Source organism: Roseicyclus sediminis (genome assembly GCF_025515305.1).
GTDB classification, from domain to species: domain Bacteria; phylum Pseudomonadota; class Alphaproteobacteria; order Rhodobacterales; family Rhodobacteraceae; genus Roseibacterium; species Roseibacterium sediminis.
This window is the reverse complement of sequence record NZ_JAOPHT010000001.1, coordinates 1-24,389: the sequence shown is the minus strand read 5'-3', so window position 1 is coordinate 24,389 and position 24,389 is coordinate 1. Positions and strand designations below refer to the sequence as shown.

General features: G+C 65.5%; 12 protein-coding genes. 9 read left to right on the top strand and 3 right to left on the bottom strand.

Annotated elements, in window-relative coordinates; genetic code table 11:
* Positions 1-47: 47 nt before the first annotated feature.
* Entirely contained in the window at positions 48-659 is a 612-nt protein-coding gene (locus N8I71_RS00060) for a LuxR C-terminal-related transcriptional regulator (RefSeq protein ID WP_262875875.1), read from the bottom strand.
* 302 nt (positions 660-961) lie between these two features.
* On the opposite strand from N8I71_RS00060, the gene N8I71_RS00055 reads away from it, so the two are divergent.
* The 9 genes from N8I71_RS00055 (at position 962) to N8I71_RS00015 (ending at position 21,978) form a co-directional block, all read left to right on the top strand.
* Positions 962-1,453, top strand: coding sequence for a molybdopterin-dependent oxidoreductase (locus tag N8I71_RS00055; RefSeq protein WP_262875874.1), 492 nt, complete (start codon positions 962-964; stop codon positions 1,451-1,453).
* A gap of 83 nt (positions 1,454-1,536) precedes the next feature.
* Positions 1,537-4,134, top strand: coding sequence for a hybrid sensor histidine kinase/response regulator (locus N8I71_RS00050; RefSeq protein WP_262875873.1), 2,598 nt, complete (start codon positions 1,537-1,539; stop codon positions 4,132-4,134).
* Positions 4,135-4,505: 371 nt separating this feature from the next.
* Positions 4,506-4,949 carry a hypothetical protein gene (locus tag N8I71_RS00045; RefSeq protein WP_262875872.1) on the top strand — a complete coding sequence of 148 codons (444 nt, stop codon included), beginning with the start codon at positions 4,506-4,508 and terminating at the stop codon, positions 4,947-4,949.
* Positions 4,950-5,506: 557 nt separating this feature from the next.
* Positions 5,507-5,746 carry a hypothetical protein gene (locus tag N8I71_RS00040; RefSeq protein ID WP_262875871.1) on the top strand — a complete coding sequence of 80 codons (240 nt, stop codon included), beginning with the start codon at positions 5,507-5,509 and terminating at the stop codon, positions 5,744-5,746.
* 413 nt (positions 5,747-6,159) lie between these two features.
* The gene (locus N8I71_RS00035) at positions 6,160-16,353 is read left to right on the top strand and encodes a peroxidase family protein (protein WP_262875870.1); all 10,194 of its coding nucleotides are present in this window, start codon (positions 6,160-6,162) and stop codon (positions 16,351-16,353) included.
* A gap of 91 nt (positions 16,354-16,444) precedes the next feature.
* Positions 16,445-18,205, top strand: a complete 1,761-nt coding sequence (locus tag N8I71_RS00030; protein ID WP_262875869.1) for a type I secretion system permease/ATPase — start codon at positions 16,445-16,447, stop codon at positions 18,203-18,205.
* 15 nt (positions 18,206-18,220) lie between these two features.
* Positions 18,221-19,162, top strand: a complete 942-nt coding sequence (locus N8I71_RS00025) for a hypothetical protein (protein WP_262875868.1) — start codon at positions 18,221-18,223, stop codon at positions 19,160-19,162.
* Positions 19,163-19,195: 33 nt separating this feature from the next.
* Positions 19,196-20,509: an HlyD family type I secretion periplasmic adaptor subunit gene (locus tag N8I71_RS00020; protein WP_262875867.1), complete on the top strand. Its 1,314-nt coding sequence runs from the start codon at positions 19,196-19,198 to the stop codon at positions 20,507-20,509.
* A 71-nt stretch (positions 20,510-20,580) separates the two neighbouring features.
* Positions 20,581-21,978: a hypothetical protein gene (locus N8I71_RS00015; RefSeq protein ID WP_262875866.1), complete on the top strand. Its 1,398-nt coding sequence runs from the start codon at positions 20,581-20,583 to the stop codon at positions 21,976-21,978.
* Here N8I71_RS00015 and N8I71_RS00010 read toward each other — a convergent pair.
* Positions 21,971-22,624 (bottom strand): LuxR C-terminal-related transcriptional regulator, encoded by a 654-nt coding sequence (locus tag N8I71_RS00010; protein ID WP_262875865.1) that lies wholly within the window; start codon positions 22,622-22,624, stop codon positions 21,971-21,973. The genes N8I71_RS00015 and N8I71_RS00010 overlap by 8 nt on opposite strands.
* A 314-nt stretch (positions 22,625-22,938) precedes the next feature.
* Entirely contained in the window at positions 22,939-24,309 is a 1,371-nt protein-coding gene (locus N8I71_RS00005; protein WP_262875864.1) for an aspartate aminotransferase family protein, read from the bottom strand.
* Positions 24,310-24,389: the final 80 nt, after the last annotated feature.

Sequence of the window (24,389 nt, the reverse complement as noted above, 5' to 3'; positions counted from 1 at the left end):
ACCGGGCAGGTGAAACGGCAGCGCCCACAATGGGGGCGCGGGCCGGATCAGATCAGCATGAGTTCGCGGCTGATGATTGCGGCATGCGCCCGGTTGCGCGCGCCGAGTTTGCGGCAGATGTTGCGCATGTGCATCTTCACCGTCACCTCGGTGACGGAGATGTCCCGCGCGATCTCCTTGTTCGTCATGCCGTCGGCAGCAAGGCGCAGAATGTGCAGTTCACGTTGCGTGAGGTCTTCCTGTCCCTTGCCGGCCATCGCAGCCTTAGGCTCGGTATCCGGCTTCACCGGAATGAAGGTCTGGCCCGACTGGATCAGGTGCAGCGCGCTGTCGAGGGACCGCAAGGGCATGTCCTTGGGGATGTAGCCGCGAACGCCGAGCGACACGCAATCCGACAGGAACCTGGAATCCAGGCTGCCGGTGAAAAGAACGACATACGCCCCGCCGGCCGCATCGAGCACCGCCTTGACGGAGGCCAGCCCCGCCATGCCCGGCATCTTCAGATCCAGCATGATGACGTCGAACGCGGTCGACGAAAGCTCTGCGAGGAGGCCCTGCAACGTTTCGACCAGCGTCACCTCGTAGTCGCTCGTCTTAGCCAGGGCGGCTTCTACCGCCTGTCCAAGAAGGAGATGGTCGTCGGCAATGATCAGCTTCATGGCGCGCAGTTTCTCCGTTGTACCCGGCGCGCCTCGCGTGGGAATAGGGGCGCGCGCCTCGGCTGGCCGCCATCGACAGGATGCCACGCCGGTCCCTGCCGACGACAGCGTGCATCTTCCTAAGTAAAGGGATTTCTGGCAAAGAAAAGGAAAAGGCATGCCAATTGAACGGCATTCATCCTTACGAATCCGGGAAACCAACTAAAGATATCAAATCCATACCTTTGACAGATTTGTCAGGCATTGGGGACGTGAGAAATAGCTTAAGAATGAGAAACACTTATTCAAATCCCCGCAGGGCCTTGCTTCTTGCGATAGCGGCTGCCGGTGCCCTCGCCCTCCAGGGGGGCGCGGCCATCGCACAGCAGGCAGAGGCACCGCCCGACACCGTCCTGACCGTCGTGCCCGCCCCCGGCGCCACGCCCGTTCATTTCACCGACGCCGATCTCGCGGATTTGCCCCTGCGCTCCTTTCAGACGTCCACGATCTGGACGGAAGGGGTGCAGGAGTTCTCCGGCCCGTCCCTTGCGACCGTGCTTGCCGCGGCAGGCATGGACGACGGCGTGCGGCAGATCCGGCTCACGGCGCTCAACGACTATGCCGTGCTGATCGACATGGAGCAGGTCGAGGCGGACGTGCCGATCGTCGCCAACCGGATGAACGGCGCGACCTTCAGCGTCCGGGACAAGGGACCGCTCTGGGTGGTCTTCCCTTATGACTCCGCACCGCGTTATCGCGCGGAATCGATCTTCGCGATCAGCGTCTGGCAGCTGCGGCAGATCGAGGCTCTTTGATCGTGGAAGGCCGGGCAGGCACCGCCAGCGCAACGGACTGGCGTCCTCATGCCATGGCCTACCTGCTGGTCGGTCTTCTTTTGTTGAGTTTGATCGGCCTCGCCCATGGCGCATGGCGCTTCGAGCAGAACCTCGAGGCCGTGCGCGAGGCCGAGGGGGACAACCGTGCCTGGAACGTGTCGCAGCTCGAAGTGGATTATCAGGATTTCCTGATCGCCTTGCAGGACGCGAGGGATGCCTTCCAGCGCGGCGATCCGCTGCGGGTCCGGCAGGCGGACACCGCCATGCGGCTCGAGTTCGACATTTTCTACAGCCGCATCACCGCGTTCACCGCAACCCTCAGGCGGTCCGAGTTCGAAGACGAATTCCGGGATCGCCTCGATCGATTGCTGACATTCCGCGATCTCACGGCCGATGCGGTCGATGCCATCGAGGCAGGCGACAGGACCGCCCTCGGCGAGCTCTATTCGGATGTCGCCGCGTTCGAGGTCGGGATCCGGGAATTGACGGTTGGCGCGCTTCAGGCGCTCGTCTCTCGCGCCGAAGTCGCCAGGCTCGAAGAGCAGCGGCTGCTTCGGTCATTCCTAAGACAATCCGTCCTCCTCCTCGTTCTGACGCTGGTCTCGGCAAGCCTCGCCCTGCGCCTTGTAGGGCTGATCCGCAGGCAGGCAGAGGAAACGCTCCAGGCGCAGGCGCTGGTCAACAAGGCCTTCGAAGGCGCGCAGGAGGGTGTGCTTGTCTGTGATGCCGATGGCCGGATCCTCCTGAGCAACCCGACCGCCCGCGAGATCTTCGGCTATGGTCCCGGGGAGCTTGAAGGAAAGCTTCTTGCAGAAACCGTTGTTCCGCCTTCCCGGATGCGCCGATATCGCATGGGGATGGCAGAGGTTCTCGCCCAGGTGCGTGCGGGAGAAAGCGGCGGTCTTGGTCCCATCCAGTTCGAGGGACTGCGTTCCGACGGCGAGGTCTTCAAGGCGTCCGTCGCCTTGCGTGCCGAGGCCGCGTCCGACGAGGCCCTCCGGATCTTTGTCTTCGTGCGCGACATCACCGAACGGTTCGAGTTCGAGGAACGGCTGCGCGTGGCGTTGCACGAAGCGCGGGAGCATTCCGATGCCAAGGGCCGGTTCCTCGCGACGATGAGCCACGAGATGCGGACCCCGCTGCACGGCGTGGTGGCGTCGCTCGACCTTCTGCGCAATGACGAGCTTGACCCCGAGACGTCGTCTCTTCTCGCCACGGCGAGGAGTTGCAGCGAAAGGGCGCTGGCGCAGATCGATTACGCGCTGGATGCGATCCGCAGCGAAGGCGACAGCGAGGCCCCGGCGCCGTTCGACCCGGTCGCGGCCGTCCGCTCGATCATCGCCGAGATGGAACCGCTGGCGCGGATCAAGGGCAATGTCATCTCTCTCGACCTGCAGGACTTGGGCGACCGCACGACAATTGCCGGGCAGCCCAAGGCCTACGCGCGCACGGTGTTCAACCTCGTCGGCAACGCGGTCAAGTTCACATCCGGCGGGCGCATCACGATCCGGCTCGAGGATCTTCCCGGCCGAGGGGCGGAGCCACGCGAGCTCCTGACGGAAGTGCGGGACACCGGCCCCGGCATCGAAAGAAAGGACTGGGAAAAGATCTTCGATCCGTTCGAACAGAGCGAGGCCACCCACCAGGCAACCGCCAACCCGGGTTTCGGCCTCGGGCTTTCGATCGTGAAACAGGACGTGGCGCGCATGCGTGGCAGAATCGAGGTCGACAGCGTTGTCGGGCAAGGCGCGTGTTTCCGCTTCACCGTCCCCTTCGTGGAAGTCGACGCGCCCCTCTCGCCGCAAGCCGATCGCCGCGTCGCGGAGGCCGTCATCCCGGGTCAGTTGCCCCGCCAGCCCATGTATTCCCACGCGCTTGTCGTCGACGACAACGCCGTCAACTGCGCTCTGGTCGCGCGGATGCTGGAGCAACTGGGCGTTGCCGCGCAGTGCTGCGTCTCGGGCGCGGAGGCCGTGGAGATGGCCCGAACCCGTCCCTACGGCCTGATCCTGATGGATGTCCGGATGCCCGGTATGGACGGCGTCGAAGCCACCGAGCTCATTCGCCGTGGCGGTGCCTCCCGCAACGCCGTGATTATCGGGATCACCGCGCAGGTGGATTTCATGTCGTCCGAGGCCTACCGAGGTTCGGGCATGACCTCCGTGTTGATCAAGCCGTTCGGCAAGCACGAGCTCGCGCGCCATATCGGCGAACACCGTGCGGCAGGAAACGAGGAGGTCGCGGTCCCCGACATGAGCGACGAGGCGCGGCATCGGGTTCTGGTGGCATTGCGCGACGCGCTCGACCTGATCGGTGACAAGGTCGGTTTCGCGCTTGCTTCGGATGTCTGCGTCGGGGCCCGGGCTGCCATCGCCGCGGCGTGCACCGAAGACCCGACCACGGCCGACAAGGCCCATTCCGCGGGGGGGTCGGCCCTGATGATGGGTCTGTCCGATCTGGGACGAATGCTTCAGGATCTCGAGCGTATGGCGGATGCCGCGGAACCGACGGACAGCGAGGCGCTGCGGATGCTTCTTTCGTCGCTGACCCTTGAGGTCCATACCGTCGAGGAGGTGCTTCGGGATCTGCCACGGGACGGGACAGGTGGCCAACCCGATGCGTCGGACGACGCAAAAAGCATCTCGGCCGCGTCCGACTGATCGCGCAGAATCCACCCGCCGCCTCTCCGTTCATCCGCGCCCGGTATCGATAGGTTGCCCCGGCAAACCTTTTCGTAGCGCGACTGACTTCCGCACGGTTGCTCGATTCGCGGGGCGTGCGACACTTTGGGAAAAAAAGAGAATTCCCGAGAGGTGGAAAGGCAGGCGCAGCGATGTTGAAAAGACTTGTCGCGATGATCGCGAAGGGGGGAGGGCATGGCTACACGGAGGCCGTGACCTTCGCGATGGGCGGCGGGGCGCCGGCCGGCATACTGGCACCGGCGCCCCGTCGGGCCGCCGACCCTGGGCTCGAACCCGGCAGACCCCCTCAACCGACCGCTTGCCATCTGACGCGGTCGCCATCGGGCGCGGTGTCCCACCTGCTCGGGCCGAACGCGGTTGAACGGCGCGTGGTCATGCTGGCACCGGAAGGATCCACCCTCTTGCGTCACGCAGACTGGTTCGATCACGCAACGCAGGGCTGCGTGACCTCGTCTGATCCCGCCGATGTTCGCGACGCGCTGAGTTTTGGCGGTTCGCATGGCGCCATACTCGTCGTCGACCTCGCGGTTTTCCCCCGTCTGGCGACGGCTCTCGAATGGTTGACCGCACTGCGGAACGATGTGCCCGGGCTCGTTGTTGCGGTGGCGTTCGACCAGTTTCCGGAACACGACATGAGCTGCGAGAGATACCAGGTCGCCGACGTGAGCGTGCGCTTGCCAGTCTCTCGCCCGGCGCTCGGGCTGGCGCTCAGCGCGGCGATGACCAACCATGAATTCACCCTGACACTTCGACGGCACTCGATGCTGCACTGAGCCTGCGCCGCACCTGACCTCGGGCGCAGGACTGGCCATCGACCGACAAGCGCGGTGCAGTGATGACGGCCAGGATGCCGGGCATTCAGGTTCTTGGCGTCTGCGTGCGAAGCGAGCCGCGTGTTCTTGCGCCCGTACACCAAAGATATCGAAGCCGACGGCCGAAAGACATTCCGAATTCCAAATTTTCGCCCTTTCGAGGGCAGCCGGAATGTGATCAAGGGGGTTCAGGTAATTCGCTTCTTGCGAAGCCGCCCCGCAGACGTGACCCCGTTATGCGGCATGGCCGTGGTGTTTTACGCCGCGGCCATTTCATTTTGTCCATGCCGATAGCCATCACCTTCGAAAAGTTGCCTTCGTGTGACGCGATCGAATTGCGGATTTCCTTTCGAAACGTCGACCGATACCAAAGATATCGACCGGGACGCTTCTGCCCATCGTGGCGGCCACGTTCCCGCCTCTTTCCGCCCGGAATTTGATCTTCGACAAGGAACGGGGGGCTGCCCGATGCGTGCAGTCCAGAGAATTGCGAACTGAATTGAGCGGAAGGAAATATTGTGGATCACATCGCCAGATACTTCACGGGAGAGGCAGGGGCCATAACGGTCGACTGGGTCGTCCTGACTGCGGCTTGCCTGTCCCTCGGCCTGGGAGCCGTGTCGATGATCTCCGGCAGCGTCCGCGACGTCGGGCTGGAGGCTAATGGTATGATGTCGAACTATGAAATCGATCATCACTTCGACACCGAAGAGGAGATCCAGGCGTTGCAGGCGGCTGCGAACGTCGCCGCGAATTGACGATGACGTCGGCCAGCGGAGGCTATCGCCCACGCCGGCCACAACGCCCCGGGTGCCTGGCGATCACTGTCCGCCAGGCGTCGCAAGAAAGGGGGGAGGCGTGGCCGGCGGATTGAAGGCTTGAACGATGCGGATCGAGGCCCCTCGATCCGGAATTAGACTTTGGTCGAAAAATCCGTACGACCAAGGTCACGAAAATCATTGGCCCTTTTGACTCCTTTTTTGAGCGGGGGACCGTAGTGGTGTCCCGAACATATTTTTTGGGGGCCGACATGGTTTTCGTGAACACAAATGATCTCAAGCACATTCTTGATCAAATTGTTATCGCCGAGCAGCACGCAGCAGGCAGCCCGCTGACCAATCTGATCGCGGACCCGCTTTTGCCATATGGCCTCCGTCTCGTAGACGGCACGATGAACAACCTCACCGAAGGCCGCGACACCTGGGGCTCTGCCGACCAGGTCATGCCGCGCCTTCTCGATTCCACCTACCTCACCCAGCCCGAGGCGGCACATCTTGCCGACCCGAACCCGCGCGCGCCTCTGGCCGGCCCGACCTCGTACAGCCAGACTGCGGGCTCGGTGTACGACGCCGAACCGCGGATCATCTCCAACCTCATCGCCGACCAGACATTGGGAAATCCGGCGGCCGTCGCGGCCGCGCTGGCCCATTCCGGCCTGACCGGACAGGCCATGCTGGCGACCGCAAACGCGATCGTCCAGGCGCATCAGCGGTCTCTCGACCTGCAGGCCACGGCCGGGAATGTCGACGGAGCGCTCGCACTTCAGCGTCAGCAGCTTCAGGCGGCAGTCGAAACCGCGCAGGCGGCATTCAACGAGGCGCAGTCCGCGGCAGAGGGCCTGGTCGCGGAAAAGGGCGCCGCCGATCAGGCGGTCGCCGATGCCCGTACCGCCCTCGACGACGCGGCGGCGACCCTTCTGACGCTTCAGAACGAGGGGCAGGTCGGCGCAGCACAGGCTGCGCTGGACGATGCGCAAGCCGTTCTGAGCCAGGCTCAAGGCGAACTGGATGCGGCGATGGCCCAGCTGGGCGCCGCGCAGGCAGAGGCGGCGACGGCGCTGTCGCTTCGGGATGCGAAGCTGGCTGAAGTGACTGATCTGCAGGGCCAGAAGGAAACGGCGGACCAGGCACTTGCCGAAGCGCAGGCGGCACGTGAGCAGGCCCAGGCCGCGCTTGCGCTCGAAGCGGATTCCTCGGCCGAGGTGGCGGCTGCGCAGAGCGCCGTGACGGAAGCGGAGACATCCGCCGGCAACGCGCAGGCGATCGTCGACGACCTCGTTGCCCGGCTGGATATCGCGCAGGCGGCCCTCGACGATCTGAACACGCAGCTTCTGGGCGCGGAAGGCGCCGTTGCGACGGCTGAGGATCGTGTCTCCGTGGCGCAGACGAGAGCGGCCGAAACACAGGCCGCGCGCGATGCTGCCCAGGCTACCTTCGACACCGAGGTCACGGAACTGAGCGCGGCGCAGACGGCCTTTCTCAGTGCGCTCACGACATATCTGAACGGCGGATCGCTGGCGGCGTTTTCTGCCGCTTCGACCGCATATTCGCAAGCCCGCGAGGAACGGAGCGTTGCCGAGAGCGCCCTGAACCTTGCCATCAGCGAGGACACGGCCGCCGATATCGCATTGGCGGACCAACAGGCGGCGCTGGCGGACGCACGGACGTTGTTCGAAACGCTGACCGGCCAGCGGGACGCGGCGCTCGCGTCCCGTGACGACCTGTCCGCGCAACTGTCGGATGCGAACGCAATCCTCGCCACGGCAGAGGCCACGCTTCTGTCGGCCCGGGCCGAGCTTCAGACGGCCGAGCAGAACAACCAGGCCTTTGTCGCGGCGCAGCAGGCTGTGGTCGAGGCGCAGGCGCTTGCCGACGCGGCACAGGGGACCGTGGACATCCTCGCGGCTTCGCTCGCGGCGGCCGATGCCGAACTCGCGACGCTCGAGTCCGCCCTTGTGACGGCCGACGGGGATGTCACGACCCTCCAGGCGGCTGCGGACACGGCGGCGGAAACCGTCACGACCGCCGAGGCCGATGTTGCCACGGCACGTCAGGATCTTGCCGCCGCGCAGGTCGCGGACATGCGCATCCTCGATCAGCTCGACCTGATCGCCGACATTACGCTGACCCTCAACGCGGCGATCGAAACCGCAGGGCAGGCGGAGACGGACCTTGCGACGGCAGAGGTCTCGGCGGCACAGCGGCAGGCAGACCTCGACACGGCCACTGCCGATCTTGCCGCGCTCGATGCACCCGGCGCGGCGGAGGCGGCCATCGCGGCGGCCCAGACTGCCGCGGCCGAGGCGCAGACCGCGCTTGATGCGTTGCTGGCCACCCACGGAATCGAGCTGGACGGCGACAACCTCCACCTCCCCGACGTGGCGCCCGACGAGGGCCTGTCGGCCCCCTACAACTCGTGGATGACGCTTTTCGGCCAGTTCTTCGATCATGGTCTCGATCTGGTTGGCAAGGGCGGAAGCGGTACCGTCTTCATCCCCCTGCAGCCTGATGATCCGCTCTATGATGCGAACTCGCCGACCAACTTCATGGTGCTGACCCGCGCCACCAACCAACCTGGTCCCGACGGGATCCTCGGCACTGCTGACGACATCCGCGAGCATTCCAACAAGACGACGCCCTGGGTCGACCAGAACCAGACCTACACGTCGCACCCCTCGCACCAGGTCTTCCTGCGCGAGTACGACTTCGATGCGGGGGGGCAGCCCGTTTCGAACGGCTACCTCTTGCATGGGCAGACTGGGGGCATGTCCACCTGGGGCGACGTGAAGGCCCAGGCCGCCGAGAAGCTGGGGATCCGCCTCAATGACAGCGATGTCCTCGACGGTCCCCTGTTGGCGACAGACCCCTACGGCAATTTCATCCCCGGCCCGAACGGCCTGCCGCAGCTTGTGGTGCCCAACCCTACCTTCGTCGAGGGCGGAACCGAGCCGATGCACATCCTCGTCGAGGGCAACCTCGCCGATCCGGTCGATGCTTCGCAGGCTGTCCGCAACGGCCATGCCTTCCTCGAGGATATCGCCCATACCGCGGCACCGGGCACCTTCACCGACCGGATCACCAACGAGACCTTCGACAAGACGCCCGACGCCGACACCGAGACCGGAAACGCGATCCAGCCCAACCAGTTCGGTCAGAACGAGACCTACGACAACGAGCTTCTGGACCGCCACTTCATCGCCGGTGACGGCCGCGGCAACGAGAACTTCGGCCTGACCGCCGTGCACCACGTGTTCCACTCCGAACACAACCGCCAGGTCGCCGAGATGAAGCAGACCATCCTCGACAGCGGGGAACTGGCCTTTGTAAACGAGTGGCTCGCCACGCCGATCACCGACGCCGAGCTCGCTACCGCGACGCCCGATCTCCTGGACTGGGACGGCGGGCGCCTGTTCCAGGCGGCGAAATTCACGACCGAGATGCAGTACCAGCATCTCGCCTTCGAGGAGTTCGGCCGCAGGGTGCAGCCGTCGATCGCGGCCTTCACGGTCAACAGTTCGAGCGAGATTAACGGGGCCGTCTTCGCGGAATTCGCCCATGTCGTGTACCGCTTCGGCCACTCGATGCTGACCGAGAACGTCCACACGATGGACCCGAACGGCGTGAACACGCAGAACGGGCTTATCGAGGCCTTCCTGAACCCGGTCGCCTTTGACAACGACCAGACGCTGACCTCCGACCAGGCGGCTGGCGCCGTCGCTCGCGGCATGTCGCGCGAGACCGGGGCGAATATCGACGAGTTCCTGACCAGCGCCCTACGCGACAACCTCGTCGGCCTGCCCCTCGACCTTGCTGCCCTCAACATCGCGCGCGGCCGCGATGCCGGCGTTCCCTCGCTCAATGCCGCGCGGGAGCAGTTCTATTCGGCGACTGGCAGCGAGTTCCTCAAGCCCTACGACGACTGGGCGGAGTATGCGGCCAACCTCAAGAACCCTGCTTCCATCATCAACTTCATCGCGGCCTACGGCACCCACGAGACCATCGTGAATGCCCAGACCGTCGTGGAGAAGCGCGCGGCGGCCACGGACCTCGTCCTCGGCGGCCCGAACGCGCCGGCTGACCGACTCGACTTCGTCAACGGCACTGGCGCATGGGCAGGAACCGAGACCGGCATCAATGACGTCGAGTTCTGGATCGGCGGCCTCGCCGAAGAGATCATGCCTTTCGGAGGGATGCTCGGCTCCACCTTCGGCTTCGTGTTCCAGCACCAGATGGAGAACCTCCAGAACGGTGACAGGTTCTACTATCTGGGCCGGACCAACGGCATGAACATGCTGGGAGAGCTGGAGAACAACTCCTTCGCATCGATGATCGTGCGCAACACCGACATCGCGGATGGCGGCGCGCATATTCCGGCCGACATCTTCTCGTCGATGGAATACATCCTGGAAGTTGACCAGGCGGTGCAGTCGATGCCCGATCCGGTCTCGACGGATGTCGATCCATTCCTCGCCGCGATGGGCCAGACCCTGGTCGAGCGGGCGACCGCTACGGCAGATGCCCCGCTCGTCGATGGCACGCGCGAATACGACAACTTCCTCAAGTTCAACGGCGGCGAACATGTCGTTCTCGGCGGTACCGACCAGCGCGACATCCTTGTCGGCGGATTGGGTGACGATGCCCTCTGGGGTGGCGCGGGTGACGACCTCCTGATCGGCGACTCCGGCGTCAATACCTTCCGCGGTGGCGACGGCAACGACATCATCAAGGATGGCGACGACATCAGCTTCCTACACGGTGAGGACGGTGACGACGTCATCTCCGCCGGCGGCGGCGCTGCGGAGTTGATCTTCGGCGGCAAGGGCAACGACGCCATCCTCATGGGTCGCGACGATGCCAAACACGCCTTTGCCGGCATGGGCAACGACTTCGTTCTCGGCGGTGCCGGGGCCGATATCGTCGATGGGGGCGAGGGCGACGACTGGATCGAGGGCGGGGACGGCTTCGACGTCCTCGTCGGCGACAACAACGACAACCTGGGCGGTTCGCGCGTGATCGGGCACGATGTCCTGATCGGTGGGCCGAATGACAACGACCTGCATGGCGAGTCCGGGGACGACATCCTGTTCCAGGGTCTCGGCACGCACGTCAATCTCGGCGAACTGGGGTTTGACTGGGTGGCGCACAAGGGCGTTTCGACCCATGCCGAGGTCGATTTGACCAAACGCGTCTTCACCGAGCAGCAGCAGTTCTTCCGCGACCGCTATATCGATGTCGAGGCCGTGTCGGGCACCGATCACGACGACCTGATCTGGGGCGACAACCGCCTGGGCAACGAGGCGCCCGCCAATGGCGCCATCCTCGACAACACGGCGACATTGTTCGGCAACGAGCTGACGCAGGAAGGCGTGGACCGGATCGAAGGGCTGCGCGAGCTGCTCGGCAACCTCATGGGAGTCGAGCCCGGTGATCTTTTCACCGGAGGCAACATCCTGCTTGGCGGTGCTGGCAGCGACACCATCCAGGGTCGCGGCGGCAATGACGTCATCGACGGGGACAAGTGGCTGGATGCGCGGATCTCGATCCGCGATCCGAACGATCCCACGGTCGAGCTTCGGAGCATCGACAGCCTCGCGGAGATCATCCCGCAGCTTCTGGACGGGAGCATCTCGCCCAGCCAGCTGCAGATCACCCGCCAGATCGTGGACCGTGGGCAGGAGGGCGACGTCGACGTGGCGGTCTACTACGACCTGCGCGAAAACTACACGATCCGCCAGAACCCCGATGGCAGCGTCACGGTCAGCCACATCAACGTCACGGCGGGGCCGAACCCGATCGACCCGGTCAACGGCGATCCCAACCCTATCCTCGGCGACGGAACCGACCGGCTGATGGGCATCGAGATCCTGCGTTTCGCGGACCAGGAGGTGGATCTGCGCGTCGAGCCGATCGACAATGGCGTGATCCAGGGTACGCCGGGCGATGACGTGATCGTCGGCAGCAACGGTCCCGACGCGATCTTCGGCGACGCCGGTGACGACCAGATCGACGGTGGCCCGGGTACCGACGTCATCTTCGGAGAAGCCGGCAACGATACGATTGTCTGGAACGCGCCCGATGGCGGCTACGACATCGTGGACGGAGGCACGAACCGGGACGGTGTCACCGACATCGACGTCGTCCAGGTCAATGGCGATGGCACCGAAGAGGCGATCACCATGTACACGGTTGCCGCCTGGCTCGAGACCGGCGGCGCGCCTCCGCAGGACCCGAACTCCGAGATCGTCATCACGCGGACCGTAGAGGGCGTCGAGACTGCGATCATGGAGATCCGCAATATCGAGGAGGTCGTGTTCAACAACGTCCAGGGCGTTGGAACCATCAGCGCGGTCGGCGACTTCGCGACCACCTCGATCGGACCGGCGACGATTTACGTCAACGGCACGGCAGGCGAAGAGATCATCGATTTCTCGGGTTTCCTGTCCACGCAGCGGATCGTGGTCGATGCCGGGGCCGGCGATGATCAGATCACCGGCGGGGCGGGTGCGGATCTGCTTCTGGGCGGCGACGGTGCCGATCTCCTGACATGGAGCGTCGGTGGCGGCTCGGACGTGGCCGATGGCGGTGCAGGTGAGGATACCTACATCGTCAATGGCGACGCTTCGAACGAGGTGTTCCGCGTCTATGCCGCGAATGCCTGGACAGGCGCGCCGCTCGATGCCGGGGTCGACATCGTCATCACCCGCGACGCCGGCGACGGCGAACAGGTGATCGGCCAGCTCCGCAATATCGAGGAAATCCGGATCAACACGGCAGGAGGTGCCGACGATGTTCAGGTCATCGGCGATTTCAACCCGACCGCGCTGAACTTCAACACCATCACCATCGATGACGTGGACGGCGACGACAACGTGAACATCGAGGGCCTGACCTCGATCCACCGGATACTGTTCCGGACGGAAGGCAACAACAACACGGTCGTTGGCGCGGTGCGCGACACCGACGTGATCGTCCTTCCCGAGGGCTTCGACATGGTCGCGATGACGCGGTCGGCCGATCCCGCCACCGGGATGGTCACGATCACCGACGGAACGAACAGCGTCTCCTTCACCCCGGCCCGACCGGACGTGGAACCCGGTATCGTCCGGGCCGGCACGCCGCAGGCGGCCGCGTTCGAGCGTCAGACCATCGACCCGGTGACCGGCGAGGCGAGCGTGCCGCAAGGCGCCCTGGTGCTCGACAGTCTCGACGTCAGGGCCCTCGAGTACATGGTCGGAGCGACGGATGTGGCCCCGGTCCTTCCCCTCGAGGCTGGCGCGACGCGGGAAGAGGGCCAGCCGGGTATCATGCGCGGTGTCCGCGACCTGCCGGGTCTCGAGAATAATGAGGTGAACCCCGGCCAGGGGGCGGCGACGCAGCCCTTCATCCGCATCACCGACGCGCGCTACGGGGCACCGAACGACGAAGGCAACAGGGACGTCAACCCGATCTTCGACGGCATCGACCCGCGCAATGTCTCCAATGACCTCGGCGCGCAGGAGGCCGGCACGGCCAAGGCCGCTTCGGCGAACATGTTCCTGATGTCCTTCGGACAGTACTTCGACCACGGTCTGACCTTCATTCCGAAGGATGCGGCCAACGGCGTCATCCCGATCGGCGGCCCGGATACGGGTCGGCCGGGCGGCGACAACCCGGCGGATCTCACGCGCGCGAAGGTCATCGGCTTCGACGAGAACGGCGTGCCTCAGCATGAGAACATCACGTCTCCCTTCGTGGACCAGAACCAGGTCTATGGCTCGTCGGCCCAGATCGGGCGCCTCCTGCGCGAGCCCGGCGAGGAAGGCGGCCTCGGTGCGGGGATCTTCGGTGGCGCGCTTGACCCATCGCGCCCCGAAGGCACCGACTTCCGTCTCCTGCCCACGCTCCGGGAGGCGCTCGATGCCCATATCGAAGCCGGTACGCTCTTCGAGGCACCGGACGGACGCATGGTGACTTTGCAGGAGTACTACCCCGGCCTCAGGGCCGAGGACGGTTCCTATGATGGCGGCCTCGTGGCCGATCTTGTCGGTGATTTCATGGGCGAGGGCTGGCCGCTACTCATCGATACCAACCGATTCATCGATCTCCTCGACCATGCCATCGGCGGCGACGGCCGGGTGAACGAGAACATCGGCCTCACCTCGATGCACACGATCTTCGCGCGGAACCACAATTTCTACGTGGAGCAGCTGAAGTTGTCGGGTTTCCAGGGCACGGACGAGGAACTGTTCCAGGCCGCGAAGATCCTGAACGAGGCGGAGTATCAGCAGGTCGTGTTCAACGACTTCGCCGATGCGCTGATCGGGGGGCTCAAGGGCTCGGGTCGTCATGGCCATGACGAATACTTCCCCGACACCGACGCTTCGATCAGCCACGAGTTCGCGGGGGCGGTCTATCGCCTCGGCCATTCGATGATCGGCGAAACCCTGACGGTCATGGGGCCCGACGGGCAGCCGATGGACGTGCCGCTCTTCGATGCTTTCCTCAACCCGTCGAACGAACCGGGGATCTTCCGTTTCGATCATGATCGCGACCCGACCACGCCGGAGCTGACGGGGCAGGATGCGGTCGATGCGCTAGGCATGGGTCCGATGGGCTACACCCCGCAGCCCGGCTATGCCCAGTACGGCGCCGGTGCGGTTCTGGAGGGCATGGCGCTGCAACCCTCGGAAGAAGTCGACTTCAACATCGTGGACACCGTTCGGGACAACCTCGTGCGGGTCTCGGCCGACCTCTTCTCCTTCAACGTGGCGCGCGGCTGGGATCTCGGCCTCGGTACGCTGAACCAGGTGAAGATGGACCTTCGGGACTCGACCGACCGCTATGTCCGTGAAGCGATCGAGCTGTCGGACATGGCCATGGAACCCTACACATCGTGGGAGGACTTCCAGGCTCGCAACAACCTGTCCGACATGGTGATCGAGCAGTTCAAGTCGGCCTATCCCGACCTGATCCTCGGTGCCGACGAGGTGGCGTCCTTCCGCGAGATCAACCCCAAGCTCGACCTGGCGGAGAACGCGGACGGCAGTTTCACCGTCAAGGGGATCGACCGGGTGGACCTCTGGGTCGGCGGCCTTGCGGAAAGCCACATCAATGATGGCATCGTCGGGCATACCTTCTGGGTCGTGATACACGAGCAACTCGACCGCCTTCAGGAGGGCGACCGGTTCTACTACACCGATCGACTGGGCGAGATGCCGGTTTATGCCAACTTCATCAGCAACTCGACCATGGCCGACATCGTGGCTCGCAACACGGGGATCGAAGGGCTGGGCGTGAATGTCTTCAGCTACGAGCCGCAGTTCCCCGATACCGTGACTGAGTCTCCGATCGTCGAACCTCCGGTCAATGACGCACCCATGTCGGAGACCCCGGCGGACGACGCACCCGTGTCGGAGACCCCGGTGGACGACGCGCCCGTGTCGGAGACCCCGGTGGACGACGCGTCCGTGTCGGAGCCCCCTGTGGACGACGCGCCCGTGTCGGAGCCCCCGGCGGACGACGCGCCCGTGTCGGAAACCCCGGTGGATGACACACCCGTGTCGGAGCCCCCGGCGGACGACGCGCCCGTGTCGGAGACCCCGGTGGACGACGCGTCCATGTCGGAGCCCCCTGTGGACGACGCGCCCGTATCGGAGCCCCCTGTGGACGACGCGTCCGTGTCGGAGCCCCCTGTGGACGACACGCCCGTGTCGGAAACCCCGGTGGACGACGCGCCCGTGTCGGAGCCTCCGGTGGATGACGCGCCCGTGTCGGAGCCCCCGGCGGACGACGCACCCGTGTCGGAAGAGCCCACTCCGCCCGAACCGGAGCAGATCGCCCCGATCGTCGGCTTCGGCACCATTGGTGACGACGAGCTTGCGGGCGGCGTCGGTGATGACGTCCTGCTCGGGAACGGTGGCAACGACATTCTGCGGGGTGGCGACGGGGCCGATGTGCTCAACGGCAATGCAGGGACCGATGTCGTTTTCGGTGACGGTGGCGCGGACGTGATCGACGGCGGAGACGGCGAGGACGTGCTCTTCGGCGGAGCCGGGGACGATCTGTTCTTCCTGTCCGACGATGGGTCCATCGACATCGTCTTCGGCGGCGAAGGACAGGACCGGGTCGACCTCTCGGGCACCACGGCCGACCTCAGGATCGACCTCGGCAGCCTCTCGGATGTCGGCTCGATCCAGTCGGGGACGACGCTCGACCGCCTGTTCTCGATCGAGGACATCGTCAGCGGGGACGGCAACGATGTCATCACCGCGGGCAATTCCGCGAATGTCATCGCGACAGGCGAAGGCTCGGATACCGTGCGCTTCCTTTCGGCCGGGGCCGCAGACGGCGACCACATCGCCGACTTCGCACCGGGCGACCGGATCGACCTGTCGTCGATCGACGCGGTGCGCGGGGCGGCCGGCGACCAGGCATTCACCCTGGTGACCGAGGGCGAAGGGGCCGCCGGAGCGGGCAGCCTCGTGATGTCGACCGACGAGGACGGCAACACGGTGCTGACCGGACACCTCGACGACGACGGGCAGTCCGACTTCAGCCTGTCGGTCCGTTCGTCCCACACCCTCTCGCAGGACGACTTCAACTTCTAGGTCGGCCTCGACGATCCCGGTCCGCGCCCTTTCGCGGACCGGGCACACTTTTCCCTGACAAATCAATTTTTTCGACAGGTGGGAACCAATCATGAGCAAGGCCGGTACATTCACCGCCCGCAGGAAGGCGGCACGCCTCCTGACCCGTGACCTGAGGCGCTTCGGACTGGTGATTTTCCTCGTTTCGGGGCTGATCAACATACTCGCGCTTACCGGATCGATCTACATGATGCAGGTCTACGACCGCGTCCTGACGAGCGGGTCGATCGAGACCCTGATCGCCCTCTCCATCCTGGCCGTCGGCCTTTTCCTCTTCCACGGCGGTTTCGACGCGGTTCGGTCGGCGATCTTCGTGCGTCTCGGCGCCCGCCTCGACCGGCGCGTGTCGCCACTGGCGCACCGCGTCTCCCTCGACATGCCCCGCCATGGCTTCACGGCGGCCGAGGCGATGGAAAGGGCCCGGACGGTGGACACCCTGCGCGGCTTTTTCGGAAGCGGCGCCCCCGCCGCCATCTTCGACCTGCCTTGGGTTCCGATCTTCCTCGGGTTCGTGTGGCTGCTTCATCCCGTTCTCGGTGTCGTGACGCTCGCAGGCGCGGCCGTGCTTGCCGCGCTGACGGTGGTGTCGGAGCTCCTGTCGCGGAGCCTGACGCAGACGGCTCGCAACTCCATGGTCCGGCGCAACATCGCGGCGGAGTCGAACACCTCCAACGCCGACGTGATCGCCGCGATGGGGCTGGGCGACAGGGCCGTGGCACGTTTCATGAAGGCCAACGACGATCATCTTGAAACGCATACCAGGACCGCCGCGACCGGGGCTGCGATCACCTCGCTGTCCCGGACGCTGCGCATGGTCCTGCAATCCGCGCTTCTCGGCCTCGGGGCCTACTTTGCCCTGCAGGGGCAACTCACGCCGGGCGCGATCATCGCGGTGTCCGTGGCCTCGTCGCGGGCGCTCGCGCCGATCGACCAGGTGATCGGCGGTTGGCGGAACATCCTCGCCGCCCGCCACGCCTACCGCCAGCTGAAGGATACGATCCAGCAATGCGTGCAGGAGGAAGGACGCTTCCCCGGCCTGCCGCTGCCCAAGAACTCTCTCAGTGTCGAGAACCTGACGGTGGCTTCGCCCGCCACGGGACGGGTGCTTCTCAGCGACGTATCCTTCGAGCTCAAGGCCGGACAGGCGATGGCGGTGGTGGGCCCCAGCGGCGGCGGCAAATCGACCTTGATGCGGGCACTTGCCGGCATCTGGTCCCCGCTCCGGGGTGCTGTCCGGTTCGACGATGCCAGCCTCGCGCATTACGACCCGGCCATGCGGGGCAGTTTCCTCGGCTACCTGCCGCAGGAGGTGAACCTTTTCACCGGCACCATCGTGGAGAACATCAACCGCTTCGGATCCGGCGATGAAAGCGCCGTCTACGAGGCGGCCAGCAAGACCGGCATCCATCGCATGATCGCGGAACTTCCCGAAGGCTACGACACGCAGGTGGGTGCGATGGGCACGGCACTCTCCGCCGGTCAGCGTCAGCGGATCGGCCTCGCCCGCGCGCTTTTCGGCAATCCCTTCGTGGTCCTGCTCGACGAGCCGAACGCCTCGCTCGATGCGGTGGGGGAGCGTGCGCTGAACGACACGATCCGAGACATCCGCGCGCGAGGGGGCATCGTCATCGTCGTCGCCCACCGTCCCAGTGTGCTCGCCGCCGTCGACACGGTTGCGGTGATCCACGGCGGCAAGCTCGCGGCCGTAGGCCCGAAGGAAACCGTGATCTCCAGTCGCGGCGGACAGATCTTCACCACCGTGAGCGGAGATGGCGCGCAGCGCACGGCTGTCGCGGCCGATGCGGCGGTCTGAGAGGAGCAGGCCCTAATGAGCGCCCATATCTCGATCGCGCACCGTGGCCGGACGGCCGCCCCCCGGCTCGGGGATGCCTTCCGAGAGGCGGACGCCGAAGGCCACCGCGCCTCGCGCTGGCCATGGAGGGGGTTCGTCTTTCTCCTTGGTCTCGGAGCGCTCTTCACCGCCCTGTCCGCGCGCTCGTCCGGTGTCACGGAAGCCGGTGCGGATGCCGCAAGGACCGTCGATGGCGGTGACGCGCCGGGCATCGAGATCATCGATCCGGACGCGCCGGCCCTGCAATCGGAGGTTCCGGCCGACGAGGTGGAGGGAACCGGCGGGCCGTCGCCCTCGCCCGAGAGCCAGTCGGCATCGGGTGCCGCCTCGTCCGGCGGCGAGGGTCTCTTGCCGGTGGCGGCGCCGGGGGGCCTGTCCCCGACGATACCGGGAGAGATGCACCATCCCGGAACCGCCGGCCCGGTCGCCATCGGGACGGGCGCCATCGCCATGCCCGCAGCTCCACCGACGGCGATAGGTGCGCCTCAGGTCCCAGCCCGCGTATCGGGACCGACCGGTCCCGATGCGGTTTCCCCCGAGCCTGACGCCAAAGGTGAGGATGCTCGCGTCGAGCCTGCAGTCCCCACGGGTTTCGATGATCTCATCGAGGATCTCGACAGCCTGCTCGGCCGCTTTCCCGAGATCCATGCCAGGGAGATCATGGATTACGCGGTCGGGGACATCCTGCGCGAGGTGCCGGCCGAACGCCTCTTTTCGTCGCCGGACGAGGCCACGGGCCCAGGTGCGGCAATACTTCAGGAAGCGGTACACCGTCTGTCCGGCGGTTCCGCGCGGGAAGAATTCCTGCCTCCCGCTGCGTCCGTTTCCGTCGGACCAGGGGATCCATCCATGGCGGGAGCGATGTTCGCCGGTGCGGACGGCCTGACCCAGGACCTCAACGGCTTCGGCTTTCTTTAAGGCTCTTTTCTACTGTCCAGGAGTATTTTCGAGATGACCAGACAGACTTCCGGAACCCCCGCTTCGAAAGGCGAGATCGGAATGGCGCGCCCGCTGATCGCGGCTTTCGTCATGGCGGTTGCCCTGCTGGGCGGCGTCGGCAGCTGGGCCGCGACGGCACGGCTGAACGCGGCGATCATCGCGAACGGGGAGGTCAAGGTCGACCGCGAGTTGCGGCTGGCCCAACACCCGACGGGCGGAGCGATCGCGGAGATACTGGTGGCTCCCGGCGACAGGGTGCAGGCCGGAGACGTGCTGGCGCGGCTGGACACGCGGGAGATCGAAACGGAACTCGACCTCGTGCTGGGCGAGTTGCTCGACCTTCGGGTCCGGGCCGCGCGGCTGGACGCCGAACGCAATCTCTCCGACGTCATGAGCGTGCCACAGGGTCTCGAACTCGAGGATGCAGGTGTCTTGCGGGCTGTCGAGGGGGAGACGCGGCGCTTCGAGGATCGTCTCGGCGAGCGGCTGGCGCGTCATGAAATGCTGTCTCTGAGGCTGGAGCGCAGCGTCCGTGCTGCGCGCGCCCTGGAGGCGCGCCATCACGCACTCCAGCGTCAATCGGTTCTCGCCGACGAAGCGCTGGCCCGGAATACCGAACTCGCGGAGCGCGGCGTCATGTCGGAAAGCGGTCTTGCCGAAGCCGAGGCAGCCCAAGCCCGGCTGGTTGGCGAACTCGCCGCCGTGGCGGCGGAGATCGAGACGAACGAGATAGAGCGCCGCGAGATCGCGGCGGAGATCGATGGCCTCGACCGCGGCTTCTCGTGGGATGCGCATCGCCAACTCCGCGAGATCGAGCCGCGGATCAGTGAGCTCGAGCTGCGGATCGTTCAGGCCGAGGCCAGGCTCGAACTATCCGCGATCCGCGCACCGGTTGCCGGAACCGTCAACGAACTCATGGTCAACACCGTGGGCCAGGTTCTGCCGGCGGGGCAGACGCTGGCGTCCATCGTGCCGAGCGACGCGCGCCTCGTGATCGAGTTCCGCGTCGATACCGTCGACATCGACCAGGTCGCCGCCGGACAGGATGCGCGCCTTCGGTTCCTGTCCTTCGACCAGCGCACGACGCCGGAGATCGCTGGCGTCGTCTCCTACGTCGCGCCAGCCGGCGTTTCCGATGCAACGAGCGGCCAAACCTATTTCGTCGCCACCGCCCGTCCTGCCGAAGCCACGGGGGCGGACGCACCTGCGCGCCTCGTTCCGGGCATGCCGGTCGAAGTCTATATCCAGACCGATGCACGTACCCCCCTGGAGTACCTGCTTCAGCCACTGCACGACGGTCTTCTCCGGGCGATGTCGGAAGGCTGAGTTGCGCGGGACAGCGATGGCGTCGACCTTGTGGGAGAACGGCTTTGCGACAGGCGGAAGAAAGCGGACTGATGCGACGGGCGCTGTTCGCCATCGGCCATGTCTGGACGAGGCTCGGCCTCGTCACGCAAACCCTGCTGCTGGTGGCGCTGACCCTGTGGGCCATGCAGCTTGCAGCGGCGGAAGCCGAGCGGCGCTTCGCCCGGCACTACCTCTTCGAGACGGCGATGGAACTCGAACAGGCGATCGTCCGGGCCTTGTTCCTGCAATATCTTCCAGATCTGTCGGCCGGTGAGGATCCTTCGGCCGATCGGCTCGCCGCCATGGACGCGGCCCTTTCGCCGCACTTCGTCGCCGGGCACTTCGACATGGTCAAGCTCTGGTCCACCGATGGCCGCCTGATCTACTGGAGTCACGGGCGAACGGCGTCCGGGCATGTTGCGGACGATGCACTCGCGCGGGCATTGGGCGGCGAGACGGTCGTTGCCCTCGTCGAAGGCGAAGACGCCTCGGTGCCCGGGACCGTGTTCCCGGGGGGCGACGTCTACGAGATCTATGTCCCGCTCTACAATGCGCGCGGCGAGACCGTGGCGATCGGCGAGATCTACTGCCGCTTCGATGTTTTGTTGGGCAGGGTCGGCGAGGTCGCGAGGCGCATGGAACAGGCAAGTTTTCTTGCGCTGGTCGCGGGTCTTGCGGCGCTCTGTGCGCTGGTCGGCATCGCGCAGGTCCGCATCTCCCGGAGCGAGAGCAGTCTCGCCCGCATGCGGAACAGCGAGATGGATCTGGCGCTACGCAACCGTGTCCTGAACCGTGAGCTCGACCGGCTGCGTCATGAATGGCCCCGGGCGGGCGAATACGGTGTGACGCGCATACGGGCCGAGTTGCGTGACGGTCCGATGCAGCTGCTGTCGCTCGCGGCTCTGTACACGAGCCAGATCGTCAGTCGCGATAGCTGTCGGCACCAGGTTCGGCGCGCTCGGGACCTTACATCCGAGGCCCTCGAGGCGCTGCGCGGCCTGATCTCCGAAACGACATCTCCGGACCAGTCGGCGCAAGGTTCCTTCGATGTCGCGGACCGTGCCATCGCGGAGTTCGAGGACCAGACAGGCCGCACCGTGACGCGCAACTGGACAGAGGCAAGGGGCATCTGCGCGCGGGTGTCTCCCGAGGCCGTCGCGGAGGTCCTTCTCCTCGTGCTTTGCGCGTGCGACCGTCACACGTCCGAGGACGAGATCCGTGTCTCGGCGGTTCGCGGCGCGGCTGGGCTGCAAATCGTCGTCGAGTGCCCCTTGCGGTGGAAAGGCCAAGGGCATGCGGGTGCGGCGCGCGCCCCCTCCGACGAGGTCATGGCGGATCTCGGCCGGCTTCGGTCGGAAACCGGCCGGTCCGGCTTCGATCTGGATTGGTCGGAAAACACGGGACGCCTGCGCGTGGTGGCACGGTTGCCCGGCGACCCCGCTACCTGATAGCGGCTGTCGCGGCCCGGTCACGCTGAACCGTCAGGGCGACTTCGACCCGGTTCTTCGCGTTCAGTTTCTGCATGATCTGCGTCATGTAGTACTTGACCGTCTTCTCCGAGATCGAAAGCGTCCGGGCGATCGATTTGTTGGACGCTCCGTTCAGGAGTTGCTCGACGATCTGGGCCTCGCGATAGCTCAGGTCATAGGAGGGCTGCTCGGCCTTCTGGCGCGACCGCTCGGTGATCGTCTTGAGGCACCGACCGGCAATCCCGGGCGAAAGGTATTCCCGCCCTTCCGACACTGAGCGCAGCGCCCGGAAGAGTTCGTCGCTGCTGCTGCCCTTCACGACATAGCCGAGAGCGCCCGCCTCGATCGCGTCAAGGCAGTCGGTCGTCTCAGCGGAGGCCGTGAATACAAGGATGTTACGAGATCCCTGCCCTCCCGTCACGGAGCGGATCGCATCCAGTGTGCTGCCGGGCATTTTCAGATCGACGACAACCACGTGCGGGTCGGACGAATCCACGACTTCGAGCAGGTCGCCCGCCGTCGATCCGCTGGCCACGACCTCGAATTCCGGCTGCTGGGAGATGATGCTGCACAGGGCATCGCGAACAATGGGATGGTCGTCCAGTACGGCCACTTTCACGGGCATTATCGAACTCGCTCCAATACGCGTGGCCGAATGGAAATTTTCGCTTCGGCGATGCGCCCTGACACAGCAAGCTGTGCCATCGGGGATCAAAAAATGATTGGTCGAAGAAACCGGCCACCCTTCTACGGCTTGCCGAAGGGTAAGTCATTGATTCGATGCATTTGTGTCGGAAATGACGACAGTCCTGCACCGACCGTTGAATTCCGGAGCAATCGGAAACGGGCGCCGCCTTTTGAAAAAAGGCATCTGCCCGCTCCCTGCATTGCCAAGGCGGATTTCCTGCCGGGGCGCCTGGTACAGCGCCCGGAACAGGCTCAGCCGAGCACCTCGCGGATCGCCTCCGCCGTGACGGAGACGACGGTGTCCGCCTCTTCCCGGCTGAGGCAGAGCGGCGGGGCGTAGCCCAGGATGTCGCCCTGCGGCATGGCCCGCGCGATGACCCCGCGCTTGGCCATCGCCCCGACGATGCGCGGCACGACCTTGTCGGCGGCATCAAAGAAGGTACGGCTTTCGCGGTCCTTCACCAGTTCCACGGCGGTCAGCATGCCCTCGCCTCGCACCTCGCCGAGATTGGGGTGCTCGGCCAGCGCCTCCGCCATCGTCCGCGTCAGGTAGGGTCCGACCTCGCCCGCGTTTGCGACGAGGTTCAGGCTGTCCAGAAGCTTGAGGTTGGCGACTCCCGCCGCGGCCCCGATGGGATGGGCCGAGTAGGTCCAGCCGTGGCCGAGCGGGCCGAACTCGTCGGTGCCCTTCTCCAGAACCTTCCAGACGCCTTCGGATACGATCGTGCCAGAAAGGGGGGCGTAGGCCGAGGTCAGGCCCTTGGCGATGGTCATGATGTCGGGCGTGATGCCGTAGAAGGGCGAGGCGAACATGGACCCCAGCCGCCCGAAGCCCGTGACCACCTCGTCGGCGATCAGGAGGATGTCATGCTTGCGCAGGATCGGCTCGATCGCCTGCCAGTAGCCCGCGGGCGGAGGCACGATGCCCCCCGTGCCGAGCATCGGCTCGGCGATGAACGCGGCGATGGTGTCGGCGCCCTCGCGCTCGATCAGCGCCTCGAGGTCTGCGGCGCATTGCGCGGTGAACTGCTCTTCCGTCTGGGAGATGTCCTGGCGGCGGAAATAGTAGGGCGAGGTCGTGTGCAGCACGGTGTCGAACGGCAGGTCGAACTTCTGGTGGAAGAGCGAGAGGCCCGTGAGCGAGCCGGACATGAGCCCCGAGCCGTGATAGCCGCGCCACCGCGAGATGATCTTCTTCTTCTCGGGCCGGCCGAGGATGTTGTTCATGTACCAGACGAGCTTGATGTTGGTCTCGTTCGCATCCGACCCGCCGAGGCCGAAATAGACCCGGGACATGTGATCGGGCGCGCGCTCCATCACCATGTGGGCCAGCGTGATCGAGGCCTCGGTGCCGTGCCCGACATAGGCGTGGTAATAGGCGAGCTCGCGGGCCTGTTCGGCGATGGCCTCGGCCACTTCCTGCCGGCCGTAGCCGATGTTCACGCAATAGAGCCCGGCGAAGGCGTCGAGCAGCCGGTTCCCATCGCGGTCGGTGATATGGCAGCCCTCGGCAGACTTGATGACCCGGCCGGGTGCCTCGCCGCGGGCGTGCTGGGCGAGATGCGTCGAGGGGTGGAGGAAGCTCTCCCGGTCCCATTTCGCAAGCTGGTCGTTTGTGAGCATGGCCGTCTCCTTTGTCGTTTGCGGCGACAGTATCAGGGAGCTTGGACGGATGGCAGGGGGGGGCACGCGCCGGGGCATCG

Excerpts from the sequence above, each read along its gene's own strand:
- N8I71_RS00015 (WP_262875866.1), top strand. The coding sequence starts at position 20,581 with ATGCGACGGGCGCTGTTCGCCATCGGCCATGTCTGGACGAGGCTCGGC.
- N8I71_RS00010 (WP_262875865.1), bottom strand. The coding sequence starts at position 22,624 with ATGCCCGTGAAAGTGGCCGTACTGGACGACCATCCCATTGTTCGCGAT.
- N8I71_RS00030 (WP_262875869.1), top strand. The coding sequence starts at position 16,445 with ATGAGCAAGGCCGGTACATTCACCGCCCGCAGGAAGGCGGCACGCCTC.
- N8I71_RS00005 (WP_262875864.1), bottom strand. The coding sequence starts at position 24,309 with ATGCTCACAAACGACCAGCTTGCGAAATGGGACCGGGAGAGCTTCCTC.
- N8I71_RS00020 (WP_262875867.1), top strand. The coding sequence starts at position 19,196 with ATGACCAGACAGACTTCCGGAACCCCCGCTTCGAAAGGCGAGATCGGA.
- N8I71_RS00035 (WP_262875870.1), top strand. The coding sequence starts at position 6,160 with ATGAACAACCTCACCGAAGGCCGCGACACCTGGGGCTCTGCCGACCAG.
- N8I71_RS00025 (WP_262875868.1), top strand. The coding sequence starts at position 18,221 with ATGAGCGCCCATATCTCGATCGCGCACCGTGGCCGGACGGCCGCCCCC.
- N8I71_RS00060 (WP_262875875.1), bottom strand. The coding sequence starts at position 659 with ATGAAGCTGATCATTGCCGACGACCATCTCCTTCTTGGACAGGCGGTA.